This window comes from Paenibacillus campinasensis, assembly GCF_002272015.1.
In the GTDB taxonomy this organism is placed as follows: Bacteria; Bacillota; Bacilli; order Paenibacillales; family Paenibacillaceae; genus Paenibacillus_AQ; species Paenibacillus_AQ campinasensis.
This window is the reverse complement of sequence record NZ_NPBY01000045.1, coordinates 81,471-99,766: the sequence shown is the minus strand read 5'-3', so window position 1 is coordinate 99,766 and position 18,296 is coordinate 81,471. Positions and strand designations below refer to the sequence as shown.

The following is an 18,296-nucleotide window of genomic DNA, read 5'->3' as shown; positions in this document are numbered from 1 at the left end:
CCAGTTGCGATGAATCAGGCTCGCTTGCAGGCGAGACGATCAACGTATAGAGGGTGATTACAGCTTGAATTTGGCAAGCTCTTTGCGAAGCTCGCTCACAACCGATTCCAGCTGACTTACAGAACCGGAGATTTGCTGGATCGTTGCTACCTGTTCCTCGGCAGCCTCGGCCACGTTCTTCGCATCGTTCGAGGTCAGATTCGCAATCGACTTCAACTCCTCGACAGAGGCAGTGACCTGCTCGGAACCGGCTGACATCTCTTCAGATGCCGCGGAAACCTCAAGGATATGATCCGCTACATTGCGGGTAGCCTGGAGAATATTCGCGAATTTCTCCCGTACATCCTCGATAAGGGCCACACCTTCGCGCACGTCCTGACGGCTGACATCCATCACTTCCACCGCATTGAGTGTGTCTTGACGGATCTCCGTGATCAGCTGTGCGATTTGGTCGGTAGAGCTCTCCGATTGACCTGCCAGCTTCTTCACTTCCTCTGCAACAACCGCAAAGCCGCGTCCATGCTCGCCCGCTCTCGCCGCTTCAATCGACGCGTTCAGCGACAGAAGACGGATTCTGGATGTAATTTCGGTAATGAAATTCAATATTTCTTCAATCTGCATCGACCGCTCATTCAAACGCTCGATCGCCGATCCCACTTTCTCGGTGCCTTCCCCGATGCTGCCGATCTGCTTCACGGCCTGTTCCACAACGACAGACCCCGTCTCTGCATGGCTTGCCGCTTCCTGAGCAGCCTCAGATACCATGGAAGAGGTTTCGGCAATTTTAACGATGCCGCTTGCCATATCGCTCATCGAGGTTGCAATCTCGTTGGAGCTCGAGGCATGCGCATTCGCGCCTTCTGCAATCTGCTTAATGGAAGAACCAATCCGGTCCACGCTGTCCTTCGCCGTTTCCACGCCGCTGGCTACAACGCCGGTGACCTTCATGACTTCACTTGAGGAGCTGTTCACACCCTCTACCAGATGTTTCAAGTGAGATACGGTCTGGTTAAAGTCGCTAGAAAGCACGGCGATTTCATCCTTGCCGTCTACCTTGATCGTTTTCGTCAGATCCCCTGCCGCTACGTCCTTCACTGCCTCATTCAGTTGACGGATCGGCTTCAGCACTGTCGCCGTCAGCCAGGAGGCTGCCAAGATGGACAATACGAGAGCTGCTGCTGAAATCAGTGTCAGCGTGATCGTAAGCTCATTGATCGGAGCGTGGAGCTCCTTCGTTGGGGCTGTTACGAACACACCCCAATTCAGGTTCGAGGTCGCGTGGGCGGCGGTATATTGATTTCCGTCCATAACATAATCGAAATAGCCGGTTTCACCCGTTTTAACTTTCTCAAAAGCATTGGAGATCTCTGCGTTATCCAGATCCGAGACATTCTGTTCAAGGCCGAGCTCTTCATTCGGATGCCACATAATGGTTCCGGCAGCACTGAGCAAGAATGCAAATCCGGAATCTCCGAAGGTCAGGTCAGACACTTTCTGCTGAACCTCGTTAATCGGAAGTGTGGATCCCATATATCCATACTGCTTGCCGTCTTTCATAAGCGGAAGAATCATCGTTACGATGTTGTTACCTGTACGCTTGGACAATACCGGATCGGAAACTACAATCTTTCCTTCCCCTTTGCCTGCTTCCTGGTAGTGAACCCGGTCAGATACGTCCGTCACTTCTCCCAGAAAGTTAATGACATTCTTGCCTGTTAAATCATGTGAGAAGAAGAAGGTCTCGAATTCAGGATGCTGTTCCTGTGCTTTCTTAATAATGGCCAGGTCCTCATCCTTGTTTCCTGTAAGGAATTTACCTACGGCGTCCAGTTTGGCGATTTCCGATTCCATGAAATCGTTAATCGAACTCGCGAGGTTCTCTGCGCTAAGCATCGCTTCCTTATTCAGGCTGTTCTTCAGCAGATCCGACGATTCGCTGTAGCTAACCAAGAATACGGAGCCAAGGCTCAGCAGCAGCACAAGGCAAATCATGAAAATCATTTTCAGCTTAAGACTTTTTAGCATGCCGTAAATCCTCCCCGAAGATGGTCCTAGGGTCCTATCCGCTTTTCCTGCCTCTCTCTTTTTCAGGTCTCTTTTTATCTGTAAGAATCTGGATGCTTACATCAAAAAACAAACAAAATTTTGAAAAATGTTGGCTATTTCAGGTCGGTAAGGCTCCCTCTTACATTATCGGCAGCATAGTTATAGTTTTTGAGTAGCAAATTCGATATTTTTCGCCATTGATTTACATAGTCTTTTATACATAGAGATTTCCTAAATAAATAGTCTTTAAGGCATGCTATGAAATGTTTTACACACTACCTTTAGTCCTGTTTTACTATATATTCCTTTAAAGATATCATGATCCACTACATACAGAAACGGACAGCATAAAAAACCGACAGCCGAAGGCTGCCGGTTCGTTCTTCTATTCTCGTCGTTATGGAATCTGCATCCACACATAAGCGCTGCCTGGTGTTTCGCCAAGCGTCCACCATCTGGCTTCATAATTCAGGCCGTTATAGGTGACGCGGTCGCCGCCCCAGTAAGTGGTTGTTGCGCTCCATGCCGGATAGGTTGTTGAGCTGCCGGTCGTGGATACCGTTAACGGTGCCGAAGCCGCTGATTTGCTGCCTGCGCTGTTGACCGCCACCACGGTATAGGTGAAAGATGTGCCCGCTGTCAGGCCGCTGTCCGTATAGGAAGTCGATGTGGACGTTCCTACGAGCGAACCGCCGCGATAAACTTCATATCTGGCTGCTCCGGACGAAGCATTCCACGCCAGGGAGATGCTGGAATTCGTTCTGGCAGTCGAAGTGAGTCCTGTCGGCGCTTGCAGACCCGGATCCGGATTGCCGCCGCCGCCAACAAAGTTAACATCAATCACGTTGTAGAAGGCGTTCGCAGTATCTGCGACTTCCCATACGGCAAGGATCACATGATAGCCGGTTTTGGCCGGTACATTACAAGTCGAAGCATAGTTTGCCGGTGGTCTTACACCGCCGTAATCAATGGAGCAGAACGGCGTGAGATCGAATGAAGCTCTGCTCAGCGGTGCATTCGGATTCCATCCGTCTTTCGTAATATAGTATTTCCAGCTGGCCGTTGCATGTGCAGCAGTCAGTCTCCATTGGAAGGTTGTCGTGCCCGGTGTGATGTTCACTTTAGCCCAGCGTGTCGAGGACTGCTCGTCAAGTTTCGGGAACAAGCCGCCTGCGCTCGCAATTTGTCCGTCAGCAGGGCCTGCATTCGGCCAGCCCTTCGGGGCTTCCAGGCTCTGCGGCTCATATATGATGTTTCCACAATCCGAGTTCTGCCCTTCCTTACACAGATATGCACGGCTCGCTGGCGATTCAACATATCCGTGGGCGGACACTTTGTCCGCAAAAATGACCATGATTACACCCATCAGAATCGTCATCAAACCTACGGCCACAAGTTTCTTCATCCAAGCTTGATTCGGCAACCTTAACGTCATATAATACTCTCCTCCTTTTGGATATGGGTTGTGACAAAAACCAAGACGGCTCGAGCTTCATTCGTCCCGTTTCCCACCTCCCTTCCTTGCAGACCCGGAAAGCAGATATTCATGATCGTCTCGCCCAACAGAGGTCCAGCTCTGCATTCCACCCATTCACATAAAAACCAATCAGCCAGAACTGGACCTAACATTTACCAGTTCTATCATTATTGTATAAGATCATTCTCACAGTTCCCATAATACAAAACAACGATTTATTTCACATTTCAATGACGTTCAAAAAATATATAACATAGCCCGTAATTAATAGAATCATATAATGATATTAATTCTAACAAATAAGCTTAATGCCACATAAAAAAGCCCCCTGCAAGTTAACCGCCTAACAATCACGTGCGGCCTTCTGCAGTGAGGCTTCAAATCTCGAAAGGATATTAACACCTGATGGATAAGGAACATGACCTGACGCTATTCAACGCCATCCTTGAAGTGCTTGCTGTAATGCTTATCCCCTTTATGCTCCAAATCCTCGACGGTCAGCTCCAGCGTCCGGACAACCTCTTCCTTGGCTTTCGCTAAGGTATCGTAAAACACACTTTCTTCCTGTCCGATGATCCGAACACCGCTGAGCGCCTGCATAGCTTGATATACCCGATGATGCTCGGCAAGATCATCAATGGCTTTCAGAGTATGCTTCATTTGAAGAAATAAATCCCTGTGCTGCTGTGTGGCCAGCCGCTTCTCCAGCGCCTCGATTCTGGCATTCATGTATCATCATCCCTTCACCTTGTAATCAACATCAATTATACCCACTGCCATTAAGTTTAACCATCGTGGGAAAAGCCTTTATTTTTTTGAATGAAACAGGAAAATGAACTGCCTGCCTAGAACAATGTTACACGGGCACGCTTAAATCTCTTGGCTGTATCCACATAAACCATTTTTCGGAGGTACCTCATGGAGAAAAACAGTAGTCTTGGAAATGGGCTCGGGGGCAAAAGCATCATTCTGCGACTGGAGATGAACACCAAGGAAATCAAATTTGGGCAAGTGGCATCGGCCATCTTCGAGGCTGGCGGGGACATGGTCGCCATTGACGTCATTCAAGCCAGCGGCGATGTGACGGTTCGCGATATTACGATCACCGTAACAGACAGCGTCGATGTGCAGAACGTGACTTCCCGCATTCGCAGTCTGAAAGGGGTTCGTCTGGTCAACGTCTCGGATCGTACTTTCCTGATGCACCTGGGCGGCAAAATCGAAATTCAGCCGAAGGTGCCGATTCATAACCGCGATGACCTGTCACGGGTATATACACCTGACGTGGCCCGGGTATGTGCAGCCATTCAGGAAGATCCCAAGAAAGCCTATACCCTGACCATAAAGAGAAATACGGTCGCCGTCATCTCCGACGGCAGCGCAGTGCTCGGGCTTGGGAATATCGGTCCTTACGCGGCCATGCCGGTCATGGAGGGCAAATCGATGCTGTTCAAGGAACTGGCCGGGGTAGACTCCTTCCCGATCTGCTTGGACACGCAGGATACGGAAGAGATCATCGCCTGCATCAAAGCGTTAGCTCCAGCCTTTGGCGGCATTAATCTGGAGGATATCGCCTCCCCTCGCTGCTTCGAAATCGAAGCCCGATTACGCGATGAGCTCGACATTCCCGTTTTTCATGACGATCAGCACGGCACCGCTGTCGTACTGTACGCCGCATTGATCAATGCCTTGAAAATCGTCGGCAAATCGCTGGACAGCATCAAGGTTGTCGTCTGCGGGATCGGAGCTGCCGGGGTCGCTTGCAGCAAAATTCTGCTGGCCGCGGGCGTGAAGAACATCGTCGGTGTTGACCGAGAGGGAGCGCTTGTTGCGGGCAATCCTTATGCCAACTCCATGTGGGAGTGGTATGCAGAGCATACGAATCCGGAAAGGCTGCAAGGATCGCTGAAGGATGTAATTCAAGGAGCAGATGTGTTCATCGGCTTGTCCGCCGGCGGGATTCTGAGCCGCGAGGATGTGCAAAGCATGGCTGACCAGCCGATCGTATTCGCCATGGCGAACCCGGTTCCGGAGATCAAGCCTGAAGAGGTTGAGGATATTGTCGCGGTGATGGCTACTGGGCGTTCGGACTATCCGAACCAGATCAACAACGTCCTGTGCTTTCCTGGCATCTTCCGCGCCGCATTGGACTGCAGAGCGACAACGATCAATGAAGAGATGAAGCTTGCCGCAGCGGAAGCAATCGCCTCGGCCGTGTCGGATGAAGAGCGGAATCCGTCCTATATTATTCCGAGTGTATTTAATCAGAATGTAGTGAAAGCCATTCGCGAGCTTGTTGTCAAAGCTGCGATCGATTCCGGCGTAGCCAGAAAAATCCCTCGCGAATAGCCAAGCTATAGACGCCGTTCTGGTCGCTTGGGTTTCGCATCGTTTGAAAGCGCATACTCGCCTAATATGCCAATGCCTCCCGGCAGACATCATTCGTCGCCGGGAGGCATTGTTCGTTTACGCCTTATCGGTCTGTGTGTAGATCACGATAGCATCTCGCAGGAAGCGGGCAGTTCCCGGCTGCTCCTGATCATAGTAAGCAGTGAACCGCTCATCATCCACGTACATTTGGGCCAGCCCCGCATGGGCTTCCTTGCTGTAATCGTTCCAGAAATAAGTCAGCCATTGCTTATGCAGCTCGGCCGCCTTCTGAGCCAGTTCGCTCCCGGGATCGCCTTCGACAAAAGCCTGCGCCAATGTGCGCTGAAGCTCCTCCGACAATCGGGTCACCTCGTCATGCTGCTCCTGCGTCATGTTCTTTACCAGCTCGTTCGAACGATTTATTGTCTCATCCCCATATTTCGCACGAACTTCAGCCCCGTATTGCTGTTCGTTATCCGCAATCAGCCTCTGCTTGAAACCTTCAAATTTCTCTTGATCGGTCATCGTCATTCTCCCTTCAGCGGAGGCGATCGTCTTCTCGACATTCGCGATCAGCGCCTCCAGTTGTTGTCGGCGGTCAAGGAGCTGCGAATGGTGCTGTTTAAGCGCATGAACCCGGTCATAGGATGGCGAAGACATGATTTCCTTGATGTGCTCGAGCTGCAGGCCAAGCTCCCGGTAGAACAAAATTTGCTGAAGCTGATCCACCTGCTGCTGGCTGTATATCCGATAGCCTGACGAGTTGACTCTGGCCGGCTTCAGAAGGCCAATCTCATCATAATATCGCAGCGTGCGAGTACTGATCCCTGCCAGACGTCCAAGCTTCTGCACCGTATATTCCATTCCTTTCACCTCCTGACAAACTCACTGTACACCTTGACGCAACGTTAAGGTCAACAGCTTTCAAACAAATCATTCGAATTCTACAAAAAAACTGCCCGATCGGGCAGTTCATCTACGCTCTTCACGTACAAGGCAATCATGCTCGGCGAGCAGCGAGCGAGTGATGCCTCCCTTCTTGCACCGAACAGCATGACAAGGCTGCGCGGCCTGTCTCAATCGCCCCGCATCTCGTGAATCGCCCGGTCAGCCAGATTGTTAAGCACGATGTCATCCATCGGCGGGTTATGCAGCCCGGCCCGAACATCTCTGTACATTCGCTCCAGCGGAAGCTTACGGGACAGACTGAGGCCGCCCACGATCCGCATCGCCTGATCTACGATGCGGATTGCCGCATTGGTGGCCATATATTTCGCCAGGCCAAGCTCCGGCTTGAGGGCCGCGCGCTGCCCGACCTCCCGATCCCATCGGTCAGCCACCTGGTACAGATAACTTCGAGCCGTAATCCAATCGACCTCCATCTGGGCAATTTGCCGTTTGACGTTCGGTAATTCCGCAATTGGGACCGTTGTGGAATTCGGCTGGTGACGGCAGGCAAAATCAATAGCAAAGCTTCGGGCAGCATAGGCGATGCCGAGATAACAAGCCGGTATGTGAAGCAGCGCCGCTTCGGTAGGAACAGGCGCGCTCTTCTCAGCAGCATCCGCCCCCCGAATCACCTCGTCATCCGGTACAAATACGTGATCAAGAATGACGTCATGGCTCCCCGTTGCCCGCATCCCGAGTGTGTTCCACGTCTCCTCTATGCGAACCCCGGGTCCGCGGCGGATGAGAAACAGCCCGGGTCTGTCGCAGCCCTCAATCGCTGCTGTGACCGTGAATATTTTCAAAATAGGGCTTAATGTGCTGAAGGTTTTACGGCCTTGAATGATCCAGCCCCCTTCCGCCCGGGTCGCGGTCGTCTGCGGTCTCCCTCCCCGGCTGGGGCTCCCGGTTGCCGGCTCACTCGCCAGCTCATTGATGACGACACCTTGCTCAACGATGTCTCTGCACAGCTGCTCAAACAACGGCTTCGGCCAGGCATCGGACAGACGAAGCTGAAGCAGCATTCCGATATGCCAGCCGACCGCCAGCGCCGTGGAACCATCTCCCCTCGCCAGCCGCTCCTGAGCCAACACCATCTCATATACGGAGGCTTCATCCCCTCCATAAGCCTTGGGTACGGTCAGCTTCAAATAACCGGCTGCGCTCAAGTCATCGAAGTTCTCAAACGGAAACGAGCCCTCTGCATCATGCAAGGGGGCTCTGTCTGCAAATACGGAAGCCAGCTTGTCGGCCATTGCTGCAATGCTTGCTTCGCTTTCATTCCGGATAAACGGATCTATGATTCCAGACTGATCCAAGTCCGACTCCCCCTTCTTCATCAATCACCTGTATTCCGATCATGTTTTAACCGATTGTAGCAGCGATCATTCGGCGTGTCAATGAAGGGGAAGGCCCCGGGGCGTTCCCGGGCAACGTTCGCCGGCAGCCTCCTCATGGCGCTTCTCCGCGATCAAGGTTAGGACTGCAGCATCAGATGCCCGCCATACCGGGGGGACACCTGGCTAAGCATTGCTTCATCCAGCTTTCCGGATGCCATAAGCTCTTGGGCGGACTTTTCCAGATAGACCGTATTCCACACGATAACGGCATTCACGATAAAACTGTTCGCCAGCGCGAATAGAGGATATTCCTCGGCGCTTCTGCCGTTATAACTCCATTCCTGCTGCGGTATCAGCTGCTTGCTCAGCGCATTCATCTCCTGCCAGCGGAGTGAATCCCGCTCGATCCCTGCATGCAGCTCATTGGACCGAAGAAACTCGATGAAGAACAATGATTTCTCAATGCGGCCAATATCGCGCAACGCCTCATCCGCATCCTGCTGTGAACGAAGCTTTTCATATAATAGACTGGGCGGAACGCCGCCCGCTCTGACGGCATCCCTCGCCTGCCGGAGCGCCGTACTCGCTTCACGGATTACACGCGTGTTGATAAGCCCGGTTCTCATAAAAGGCAGCATCTTCTTCTTGTCAATTTGATATAACCGGGTGCTCTGGAAACGGTCCAGTCGAGGGATGAGCGGAATGCCAAGCAGATGGGAAAATCCAAACAGCCGATCCACATATCCGGAATAATGGCAGTAATGCCGCGCATAAGAGGAATCCTGACCCGTCGTTCCTTCAAGCAGGAACCCTGGCTGCGCATAATCGGTTATGCGGGTGGAGACAATCATCGATTGTTCGTTCATACAACGGTACAAATAGTATCGATCCGTCGTGTCAGCCCCCTGAAAGGCGCCTTCCGAAGACCGGGTGACCGGTACGCGAAGCAGATCGGAGGAGGTTCCGTAGGCTTCCGCCCAGATAGCTGCAAGCGGCAAACGCTTCTGAAACGCTATCATTTCCCGCTGCGCCTGCGCGATCGCCTCTTCGTTCACCCGCCATTGAAGCGTATTCATATATTGGCGGTACGTTCCGAAGGGTAGCTGGGCGATAGGCTTCACGCCGGTCATCGTACCGAGTCCGACCAGAAGGGACAATATCCGGTCCTTCTCCTCTTGCTCCGGCTCCCGCCGGGTCGTTACATGCACGAATTGATCCGTTAACCCAATCCAGCTATCCACTTCCTTGAGCAAATCCAACAAACAAATAGCCGGAAGACGGCTGTGAAGATAGGGATTCAAACGCCCGGACTGACCCGGGTGCCGGGAACGCAGCGGCATGGACCGGATCACGTAACCATGCGGGATACCGGTGCTGTGGGAGACCAGGGGCAGGCTTTCCGTCAACAGCCGTTGACGGTCTTGCAAATATGTATTCATTCGGTTGCCTTCGGGACAATCCGTTGAACCCCTTCCGGAATCGGGAAGCAGGTATGCCGTGTAAGGCTTGTGCAGCACGCTGCCATCCACCCATACATGGCCGGAACGAAGCTGGTTGCGAAGCTCCACCAACACCGCCAGTTCATAGATGTATCCGTATACCCCGCCGCGATCATTCAGCAGCAGCCTCCGTCTTTTTCTCGGAACAAAATTGAGCATCGCTTCGGTAGGATCAAGGTGACGCTGCCCGTTCTCATGCATCTGGCGCAGCATCCGCACTGCTTCCAGCAGCCGCGCGGCAGAGTCGCTCCCTTGAAAATCCAGCAGCTCTAGCAGCACCGGCGCGTACTTGCGTAAACGGAAGAAACGCTTCTTGAAGAGTGCACGGAACGCCGGAGTCAGGGCGGCATCCTCAGCCGGCGTCCTTTCTTTCTCCTTCTTGCGATGCTGTCTCATGTCGGCGATAAATCGGGTAATCAAGCCGTCATGGATACGAATGGCCTCATCGATATAAGCCGATCGCAGCATCTGAAGATGAAGGGCAAGCAGCCCATACTTTTTCTCGGGGCGAAGTTTTTTGTACAGATGGGAGTCATACGAGCTGGCCATGCGGGTCACTTTCTGCAAACGTTTCGCAGGGATGCTCTCTGTATCTACACGGAGACCGAACTCGCTGAGGCAACGTATACGTTCTGCCACCTTCAGAAATCCTTCTGGCGAGCAGACTCCCGCCCCATCCCTCAACCAGCTAAGCGATTTGCGCATCATTCCTTCCATAATGCTGTCAAGCAAGCTCTTCTGCTCTTCTGTAACAGCGGCACCCAGCATGGCATACATATGATGCTCTGCCCGGTGCATCGCCTCCCATATCATGCCCTCGATCGTAGAGATCGCCGGGAATATGAGCTTGTGCTCGCGAAGCCAGCCAACCGCTGCCGTCATCAGCACAACCGGATTGTCATCTTCCCATGCACGGTGATACAGCATGTCTGCAAGTGTGTGTTGATGCTGCTTCGCGAATCTCGCATAGCCATACGTTCTGCGGATCTCCTCCAGATGCTCCCTTCGGGTCGGCTCTCGTTTAGCATAATCGGAAAATACATCGGGCGATACGTGAATTTGCGAGGCTATATAGGCAAGGGTGGAATGCGGAATCGTCTCGTAGTGTAGAAGCGGCCAGCCTGGATAGGTGACCAGGGCCAGCTGCACAGCGAACCCTAAGCGATTATGATCTCGCCGATGGTGTAGAATATGGTCCAGCTGTTCCTGAGTGAACGTGTAGTATTGCACAGCCTTCGGATCGTTTGCTTCGGGTATGCTTTTAAATCGTCTTCGCTGCTCCTGGGTTAACACTTCCTTAGCGTTCATGTATCCCACTCTCCTGTCCGCAGGCGGGCCTCTCCCCTGATGCAGCTGACAACAAATCAACAAGGCCGCTAAACCATAATTTTAAGATGGTAAAAATGTAAAAATTCCCCTCGTGATATTGTAAAACCAGTTGCTAAACCTGTCAAATGACTACAGGATATTACAGCGGCGCCGATGCTGGCACAATATACAAATCAACAGGTGACCATCCGTGTCCATCGGCCAGTCTAGACGCAAAAAAGAGCCGGTACCGGCTCTTTATAAGTTGCTTTCGATGATCGTGTGACTCTCTGTTGTTGGAACATACCGGAGTTAGCTCCGCAGTATGCGTGCTGCATTCAGCACGGCCAGCAGTGTGACGCCCACATCCGAGAAGACCGCCTCCCACATCGTGGCGATATCGAATGCGCCCAGCACAAGGAATATGGCTTTCACTCCTAGTGCAAACACGATATTCTGCCATACGATGCGTCTTGTCCGCTTGGCCACCTGAATGGCTGCCGGGATCTTGGACGGCTCATCGGTCATGATGACAATATCCGCAGCTTCAATGGCCGCATCCGATCCGAGTCCGCCCATCGCCATGCCGACATCGGCCCGCGCCAGCACCGGCGTATCGTTGATGCCGTCACCGACGAAGATGATTTTCTCCTTCGGTGATTTCTGCTGATCCAGCTTCTCGATCTCCTCGACTTTATGCTGCGGCAGCAGCTCGGCGTGCACCTGATCGATTCCGAGCTGGCGTCCAACCGCTTCGCCCACGGTCTTCGAGTCTCCCGTCAACATGACGGTCTGCTTGATCCCGAGCTCCTTGAGCGAACGGATCGTCTCCGCAGCATCCTCTTTCACTTCATCTGCGATCACGATATATCCGGCATACGCCCGGTTGATGCTAATGTGAACGATCGTTCCCGGATCTGTCGGCTGTTCAAACGGAATACGTTCACGGTTCATCAGCTTCGCATTGCCTGCCAGCACTTCGGTTCCGTTCACGTTCACCTGAATGCCGTGCCCGGATATTTCGTTATAATCCGATAGCAACGCTTCGTCGATCTCCTTGCCGTAGGCCGCCCGGATCGACTCGGCAATCGGATGGGCGGAATGCAGCTCTGCATAAGCCGCAGCTTCAAGCAGCTCCTCCTCCGAAACCGCACCTGCCGGCTGAATTCGGGTAACCGTAAATGCGCCTTTCGTCAGCGTTCCGGTCTTGTCAAAGACAACATATTTCACGTCGTTCAGCGCTTCAAGATAATTGCTGCCCTTCACCAGCACACCTCGCTTGGATGCAGCACCGATGCCGCCGAAAAATCCGAGCGGAATCGAGACAACCAACGCACAAGGACAGGAAATGACGAGAAATACAAGTGCGCGGTAACCCCAGTCCGCGAACGTCGCACCATTGATGAAGAGTGGGGGAACGAGTGCTAACAGTGCCGCAGCAATGACGACAAACGGCGTATAATAGCGGGCGAATTTCGTAATGAAATTTTCGGTTGGCGCTTTTTTGCTGCTTGCATTCTGTACCAGATCCAAAATTTTCGATACGGTGGACTCGCCAAATTCCTTGGCAACCTCGACGGTAAGCACACCATTCTTGTTAATAAAACCGCTCAGCACATCCTGCCCCGGCCCCACTTCCCTTGGCACCGATTCGCCGGTAAGCGCCGAAGTGTCCATGGCAGAGTAGCCATCTATAACTTTGCCATCCAGGGGCACCTTCTCACCCGGCTTGATCAGAATAAGATCGCCAACTGCCACTTCCTCGGGCGTTACCCGTCTCGTCTCATGGCCTACCTTAAGGTTCGCATAATCGGGCCGGATATCCATCAGCGAGCTAATGGACTTACGAGAACGATTGACGGCGATGCTCTGGAACATTTCCCCGACCTGGTAGAACAGCATGACTGCTACCCCTTCGGGATATTCGCCAATGATGAACGCCCCGAGCGTGGCGATGGTCATCAGAAAATGCTCGTCAAACACCTTGCCGCGAATGATATTCCGAGCTGCCCGCAGCACAATGTCTCCACCTATGATCAGGTATGCAATGAGAAAGAGTGCCAGTTCAATATATGCATAATCATAGTATATCGACGTTAGAATGGCGGCAGCGCCGATGCCGATCCCGAGCAGCAGCCGGGTCAGCAACCGTTTCGTACTGCCGGCGCCATGGTCATGCCCATGAGCATGGTCGTGGTCATGATGGGACTCGTGCTGATTATGAGTTTCCCCGTGGTTATCCTGCTGATGAGCCACCTTCGATCTGGAGCTTCCTTTTTCCAGGACGCGAATGTGCGGCTCCAGTTGCTTCACCTTCTGCTTGGCCTTTGTTACAATGTCCGTATCTCGATCCGGGTCGGTTTCCATCGTCAGCGTTTTGGTTACAAAATTAACGGAGCATGAAGCAACACCTTCAATTTTACTAACGCCGTTCTCAATTTTCATGGCACAGTTCGCACAATCGAGCCCTTCCAGGATAAGCTCTTTCTTCACTTTCTGCCGTGCTTGCATATCCAGCTCTCCTTCCCCATAACCATCGCATCAACATATGAGCAATTGTTCATATATTATCTACATCCATTATATGCACGTACCAAGATTGTTGTCAATCATGAAATATAAGTATTCCATCGCGCGCATGGACATTGAAATCAACTGGATGCCAAAAAAATAAAAACACCTACAGCGCGAGCTGCGGTGCTTTCATATTATTCACCATGCATCGTATGTTGAAGCGTCTGGGTAAAAATTTGCTCGATATGGGCATCATCCAACGAATAATAGACGGTTTTGCCGACTTTGCGCCGCTTTACAATCCTCATATTGCGAAGATACCGCAGTTGATGGGAGATCGCGGATTGCCCCATGCCCAGCAGCTCTGACAGATCGTGAACGCACAGCTCGCGCTGCAGAAGCGCATGAATCAGCTTTACCCGGGTAGGATCGCTAAATGCCTTGAACCAGTCGGCCACCTGCACAGCCGCATGTTCATCAATCAGCGCCGCCTTCACCGGCTTCAGATCCGTTTCTGTGCCCGCGCATGATGTATCACAATCTTCAGTCAACGGTCCTTTCTGCTCCATTCCGTAATCACCATCCTATTTTTACGCAATTACTATTTATTGTATAGCAATCGCACCAAAAACGAAAGGATTACGATTAAGGAGAGGGCCATGAAAATTCTTTCTCTAGTCATCACTCATGATTAGTTTCGTGTGAAGATATCCTTTGGACGTTTTAATGAGTAGAAGTAGTTTGTTGGAGGTATCTGTTATTTCGTGTATCCCATCTCCGGGTTTGAATAAAAATTCAGCATCCTGATTTTCAACACCAACATCTCCATCTTCTTTAACCATCGAATCAATGCCTTTGATTTCTCCGATTTGTTTTCCGATTCTATTCTTAAATACCTCTTCGTCCACTACCTCTGAACTTATTCCATAAAGCCTGCCATTAAAGTATAAAAATTCACTGTATTCCGACGACGGATTTGCTGTGGCAAAGTTCAATTTTTCAATATACTTATCGTTCTCATGGTTACATGCCATCAGAAGAAAAATTGCACAAATGCCGCAAAGCAGCATGAGGGATCGACATCGCGTATACATGGTTCATTCTCCCCCTATAATATTCGTTTTTTTCAAGCTTCTCTTCTTCAGGGCCAAATCCATCTTGTTGGCTGATTTACTACAAACAAAAAAGGGCAGAATAATCTGCCCTCATATGGTTAACGCTTGTAAGTGCCAAAACGTTTCCTATTTAATTCTAAACCTTACTTCCTTACCACTGTATATCCTTTATCCTCAAGCAGCTTAATGATGCCATAGTCGCCAAGGTAGTGAGCAGCGCCGACAACGATGAAATATTCTTCGTTGTTACCGTTTTTCAGGTAGCCGTCGATTTTCTCGGCCATCTCAATGTTTCTGTCCACCAGCATCGCCTGATGATATTCAGGCTCCTCTTCCATGCTGCCAGTCAGCTCCAGCAGCTGCTCCTCATTACCTGTCTTCCACATTTCGGCCATCTGATGAATCTCCTGATCCAGAAGCTCGAAGTGTTCCAGAATGGTATTCAGGTTCTTCTCCTGCAGCTCAAGCGAGAACCCGCTGAGCATTCCCAACTGGGATTCGTAGGACTCCAGCTCCAGAATTGGAATGTTTCGCTCGATCGCCTTTTGAGAGAAATACAGGTCGATGCCTGCCGTCGCATCATATCCGGACACCGTCATTTGCAGGTTGCTGATCATGACCTCCGCTACCCAAGGCTTGAATATATCCAGTGCATTGGGCTCCAGACCGAATTTCTCCAACGCTTCGCCAAGCTTGGCATAGGTGTCAGCCGAGATATGATCCTTCAAAGTCGTACCGTCCGTGTACATGCCCTTCTCCAGCATCAATCTCTGCTGCTGCTCATCCTCAGCTTTGGTCAGATCAATTTCCACGCCCAGATAATCCGCTTCGGCAAACGCCTCTTCAAATTCTGCACGCAGCGGGTAGAAGCTGTCATCAGCCACATGCATCGAGCCTACGAGATATACCGTATTCCCGTCATGCTCCACTTGCCAGAGGAAACCGCGCGCGCCTGTCTCCGCCGCTTCCTTGGAGAACAGAACTACCGTACGGGATGAAGCGTCCCAGCGAACCTCATAGCCTGCTGCGTCCCCAACAACCCGGATTGGCGCATAGGTCACGCCATTGATAACTTTCAGACTGCTTTTCAGCGTGATGGTCTGCCCGTTGACAACAGCCTGAATGATGCCGTCTTTCGCGCTTGTCAGCTGCCCATCCAGCGCCTGCAGCGTGCTTCTCAGCGGAACATAGGTTGTGCCTTTCTCAATGAGCGGAGCGCCTCCAGCATATTCAACCTGCTGATCATTGACCTTGATGTCCGGCTGGGCTGGACCAGCCATCACTGGCGTAGCCGTAGCCAGCAGCCCTGCGGAAATCATTACAGATAGCAGTACCCGTGTCCATTTTTTCATGTTCATATCTCCTTTGGTATATAGAATAATGATGAATTGCTGCGTCTAAGAAAAAGCTAACCGGGATGTCTGTCTTGTTGTCTGTTGTCTTGTTGTCTGTTGTCTTGTTGTCTGTTGTCTTGCCGTCATTTACATCTTGTATGCCTTCATCGCCTTCATCAGTTCCTTGAAGGATGGACGCTTGCCGTACAGCAGAACGCCAGTCCGGTAAATCTTGGCCGAGAGCCAGCCAAAGGCTAGAATTGATACGATCAAAATGACCAACGATGCCGCTACTTCCCACATCGGTACATCGCCAAGTCCTACCCGCACCAGTATCGTTGTCGGCGAGGTAAATGGAATGAAGGAGGACACCTTAAGCAAGGTGGAGTTCGGTGTCGACAAGCTGAAGATTGCAATATAGAACGCAACCAGCGAGACCATCGTCAGCGGCATGATTGCCTGCCCGAGATCCTCCGTACGGCTAATAATTGAGCCGACGGCTGCATACAGTACCGCATACAGGAAGTAACCCAGGATGTAGAACACGAGCCCCAGAATCAAGAGCGCTGGATCGATCGCCGAGATATCCAGATTCAGGTCCTTCAGCACCTCAATATTATGCGGCAGCATCAGGTTAATCGCCACGACCACACCGAAGGACAAGATTTGGAACAATCCGAGCAGCAGCATGCCGATGACCTTGCCGAACATCTGGCTGAGCGGCGATACGCTGGTAATGAGAATCTCCATAATCCGGGAGCTCTTCTCGGTCGTTACCTCGGAAGCAATCATATTCCCTGTACTCATCAGCGTGAAGAAGAACAGAATCACCAGTGCGTATACCAGCACATAATCCATCGCTTCAGCGGAAGAGCCCGGGAATGCACCTTCTCCCTCGGCATCGCCAGCATTGCCTGCATCGAGACTCCGCGATTCGATCTGTACCGGGGTATTAATCTCGGTAATTTGCGCCTCCGTCAAGTTTAACCCTTGCGCAATGCTGCGCGTTTTAATAATCTGGAGCGCGGCCTGAAGATTGGATTGAAGCTCCAGCTCCATTCTGTCTTCGCCTGCTGTGTAGACAACCGCCGGGAACAGTCCGCCCTCCTGCTCCTCGAACTTCAGATACCCCTCAATAAGGCCATTGTCCATATCCTGGCTCAGAAGCTGCTGATCCTCTGTCTCATAAGGGATAAGCTCATAATTGGTGGTCAGCTGGCCCCAGGAAGTCTCCAGCTCCGTCGCGAGCTCCTGCTGTTGACCATATACGAGTCCGATCCGCTCAGCTGCCTTGCTTCCCGAATCCCCGTCTCCTGTGAACAGTTGGATCAGGTATGGAAGATTGATGCCGACGGAGAGAAGTATGGCAAATATCAGGGTGGTGACAAGAAAGGACTTCGTCTTGACCTTGTTCATGAATGTAAATCGGATTACGGTCCATGTATTATTCATTGGATTCACCTACCGCTTTAATAAAGATTTGGTTCAATGTCGGTTCCTTCACTTCAAACTTATGAATGACGCTTTGGGACATCGCTGTATTCAGAATGCTCTGGGCCGCTTCCAGCTCGCTGATGCGGATCAAATATCCTCCCTCGGTGCGCGTCACTTCCGTGACGCCTGACAGCTTGTCAAGGCCCTGCACTTCCCCTTCCGTGCCGAGCACAACCTCCTCACGCGGATAACGGGACTTGATCTCCTTCAGGTTCCCTTTCACCACGGTGTTGGAACGATGCAGAATCGTAATGTTCCGGCACAGCTCTTCCACATGCTCCATCCGGTGAGTCGAGAATAGAATGCTGGCTCCGTTATCCCGCAGCTCCTTCACCGTGGACTTCAGCAGCTCGACATTGACCGGATCAAGACCGCTGAAGGCTTCGTCCAGAATCAGAATTTGCGGGTTGTGAATGACCGCGGCTATAAAGCCCATCTTCTGCTGATTCCCTTTGGACAGCTCCTCGATTTTCTTGTCATAGTAATCCGGTACTTCGAACTTCTCGAGCCAATATTTGAGACTCTTGTCCGCTTCCTTGGCCGACATTCCCCGCAGCTGACCCAGATACGTGATCTGCTCGCTTACCTTCACCTTCGGGTACAGTCCGCGTTCTTCCGGGAGATATCCCATCAGACGGCGAAGCTCCTTGTTGTACGGCTTGCCATTGTACAGAATCTTTCCTTCGTCAGGGTAGATCAGGCCGAGAACCATGCGCATCGTTGTGGTCTTACCCGCACCATTGGCCCCCAGCAAGCCGTAGATCTCCCCTTCCTCCACTTCAAGCGAAATCCGGTTGACCGCGGTTTTGTCAGCATAAATCTTCACTACATCTTCCAATTGCAATCGCAGCATA

At 51.7% G+C, this 18,296-nt stretch carries 13 protein-coding genes; 1 reads left to right on the top strand and 12 read right to left on the bottom strand.

Annotated features, from left to right (window positions below):
- Positions 1 to 57: 57 nt before the first annotated feature.
- From CHH67_RS14840 to CHH67_RS14830, 3 genes are all read right to left on the bottom strand, one after another.
- Positions 58 to 2,025 (bottom strand): methyl-accepting chemotaxis protein, encoded by a 1,968-nt coding sequence (locus CHH67_RS14840; protein ID WP_095265970.1) that lies wholly within the window; start codon positions 2,023 to 2,025, stop codon positions 58 to 60.
- A gap of 418 nt (positions 2,026 to 2,443) precedes the next feature.
- On the bottom strand, positions 2,444 to 3,481 hold the full coding sequence (locus CHH67_RS14835; protein WP_095265969.1) for a lytic polysaccharide monooxygenase: 1,038 nt from the start codon (positions 3,479 to 3,481) through the stop codon (positions 2,444 to 2,446).
- A 471-nt stretch (positions 3,482 to 3,952) separates the two neighbouring features.
- Positions 3,953 to 4,252, bottom strand: a complete 300-nt coding sequence (locus CHH67_RS14830) for a hypothetical protein (protein WP_095265968.1) — start codon at positions 4,250 to 4,252, stop codon at positions 3,953 to 3,955.
- Between the two features lie 189 nt (positions 4,253 to 4,441).
- Between CHH67_RS14830 and CHH67_RS14825 the strand changes: the two genes are divergently transcribed.
- Positions 4,442 to 5,872 carry an NAD-dependent malic enzyme gene (locus CHH67_RS14825; RefSeq protein ID WP_095265967.1) on the top strand — a complete coding sequence of 477 codons (1,431 nt, stop codon included), beginning with the start codon at positions 4,442 to 4,444 and terminating at the stop codon, positions 5,870 to 5,872.
- A gap of 117 nt (positions 5,873 to 5,989) precedes the next feature.
- On the opposite strand, the gene CHH67_RS14820 is transcribed toward CHH67_RS14825, so the two are convergent.
- The 9 genes from CHH67_RS14820 to CHH67_RS14780 form a co-directional block, all read right to left on the bottom strand.
- Positions 5,990 to 6,757: a MerR family transcriptional regulator gene (locus tag CHH67_RS14820; protein WP_095265966.1), complete on the bottom strand. Its 768-nt coding sequence runs from the start codon at positions 6,755 to 6,757 to the stop codon at positions 5,990 to 5,992.
- 212 nt (positions 6,758 to 6,969) lie between these two features.
- Positions 6,970 to 8,094 (bottom strand): acyl-CoA dehydrogenase family protein, encoded by a 1,125-nt coding sequence (locus CHH67_RS14815; RefSeq protein ID WP_425320447.1) that lies wholly within the window; start codon positions 8,092 to 8,094, stop codon positions 6,970 to 6,972.
- Between the two features lie 221 nt (positions 8,095 to 8,315).
- Positions 8,316 to 10,985 carry a Tn3 family transposase gene (locus CHH67_RS14810; protein WP_095265964.1) on the bottom strand — a complete coding sequence of 890 codons (2,670 nt, stop codon included), beginning with the start codon at positions 10,983 to 10,985 and terminating at the stop codon, positions 8,316 to 8,318.
- A gap of 312 nt (positions 10,986 to 11,297) precedes the next feature.
- Positions 11,298 to 13,496, bottom strand: a complete 2,199-nt coding sequence (locus tag CHH67_RS14805) for a heavy metal translocating P-type ATPase (RefSeq protein ID WP_095265963.1) — start codon at positions 13,494 to 13,496, stop codon at positions 11,298 to 11,300.
- Between the two features lie 197 nt (positions 13,497 to 13,693).
- Entirely contained in the window at positions 13,694 to 14,068 is a 375-nt protein-coding gene (locus tag CHH67_RS14800; RefSeq protein ID WP_095265962.1) for an ArsR/SmtB family transcription factor, read from the bottom strand.
- Positions 14,069 to 14,173: 105 nt separating this feature from the next.
- Entirely contained in the window at positions 14,174 to 14,569 is a 396-nt protein-coding gene (locus CHH67_RS14795; protein WP_141235850.1) for a hypothetical protein, read from the bottom strand.
- Between the two features lie 188 nt (positions 14,570 to 14,757).
- Complete coding sequence (locus tag CHH67_RS14790) at positions 14,758 to 15,966, bottom strand: TraB/GumN family protein (protein ID WP_095265960.1); 1,209 nt, start codon at positions 15,964 to 15,966, stop codon at positions 14,758 to 14,760.
- A 129-nt stretch (positions 15,967 to 16,095) separates the two neighbouring features.
- A complete protein-coding gene (locus tag CHH67_RS14785) occupies positions 16,096 to 17,400 on the bottom strand; it encodes an ABC transporter permease (RefSeq protein ID WP_095265959.1) in 1,305 nt (434 codons plus the stop codon).
- Positions 17,393 to 18,295, bottom strand: coding sequence for an ABC transporter ATP-binding protein (locus tag CHH67_RS14780; RefSeq protein WP_095265958.1), 903 nt, complete (start codon positions 18,293 to 18,295; stop codon positions 17,393 to 17,395). The genes CHH67_RS14785 and CHH67_RS14780 overlap by 8 nt, the downstream gene beginning before the upstream one ends.
- Position 18,296 lies beyond the last annotated feature (1 nt).

What these genes read in the sequence shown, in the direction of transcription:
- CHH67_RS14780 (WP_095265958.1), bottom strand. Translation starts at nt 18,295, where the DNA reads ATGCTGCGATTGCAATTGGAAGATGTAGTGAAGATTTATGCTGACAAA.
- CHH67_RS14790 (WP_095265960.1), bottom strand. Translation starts at nt 15,966, where the DNA reads ATGAAAAAATGGACACGGGTACTGCTATCTGTAATGATTTCCGCAGGG.
- CHH67_RS14800 (WP_095265962.1), bottom strand. Translation starts at nt 14,068, where the DNA reads ATGGAGCAGAAAGGACCGTTGACTGAAGATTGTGATACATCATGCGCG.
- CHH67_RS14815 (WP_425320447.1), bottom strand. Translation starts at nt 8,094, where the DNA reads ATGGCCGACAAGCTGGCTTCCGTATTTGCAGACAGAGCCCCCTTGCAT.
- CHH67_RS14805 (WP_095265963.1), bottom strand. Translation starts at nt 13,496, where the DNA reads ATGCAAGCACGGCAGAAAGTGAAGAAAGAGCTTATCCTGGAAGGGCTC.
- CHH67_RS14820 (WP_095265966.1), bottom strand. Translation starts at nt 6,757, where the DNA reads ATGGAATATACGGTGCAGAAGCTTGGACGTCTGGCAGGGATCAGTACT.
- CHH67_RS14785 (WP_095265959.1), bottom strand. Translation starts at nt 17,400, where the DNA reads ATGAATAATACATGGACCGTAATCCGATTTACATTCATGAACAAGGTC.
- CHH67_RS14795 (WP_141235850.1), bottom strand. Translation starts at nt 14,569, where the DNA reads ATGCTGCTTTGCGGCATTTGTGCAATTTTTCTTCTGATGGCATGTAAC.
- CHH67_RS14840 (WP_095265970.1), bottom strand. Translation starts at nt 2,025, where the DNA reads ATGCTAAAAAGTCTTAAGCTGAAAATGATTTTCATGATTTGCCTTGTG.
- CHH67_RS14830 (WP_095265968.1), bottom strand. Translation starts at nt 4,252, where the DNA reads ATGAATGCCAGAATCGAGGCGCTGGAGAAGCGGCTGGCCACACAGCAG.
- CHH67_RS14825 (WP_095265967.1), top strand. Translation starts at nt 4,442, where the DNA reads ATGGAGAAAAACAGTAGTCTTGGAAATGGGCTCGGGGGCAAAAGCATC.
- CHH67_RS14835 (WP_095265969.1), bottom strand. Translation starts at nt 3,481, where the DNA reads ATGACGTTAAGGTTGCCGAATCAAGCTTGGATGAAGAAACTTGTGGCC.
- CHH67_RS14810 (WP_095265964.1), bottom strand. Translation starts at nt 10,985, where the DNA reads ATGAACGCTAAGGAAGTGTTAACCCAGGAGCAGCGAAGACGATTTAAA.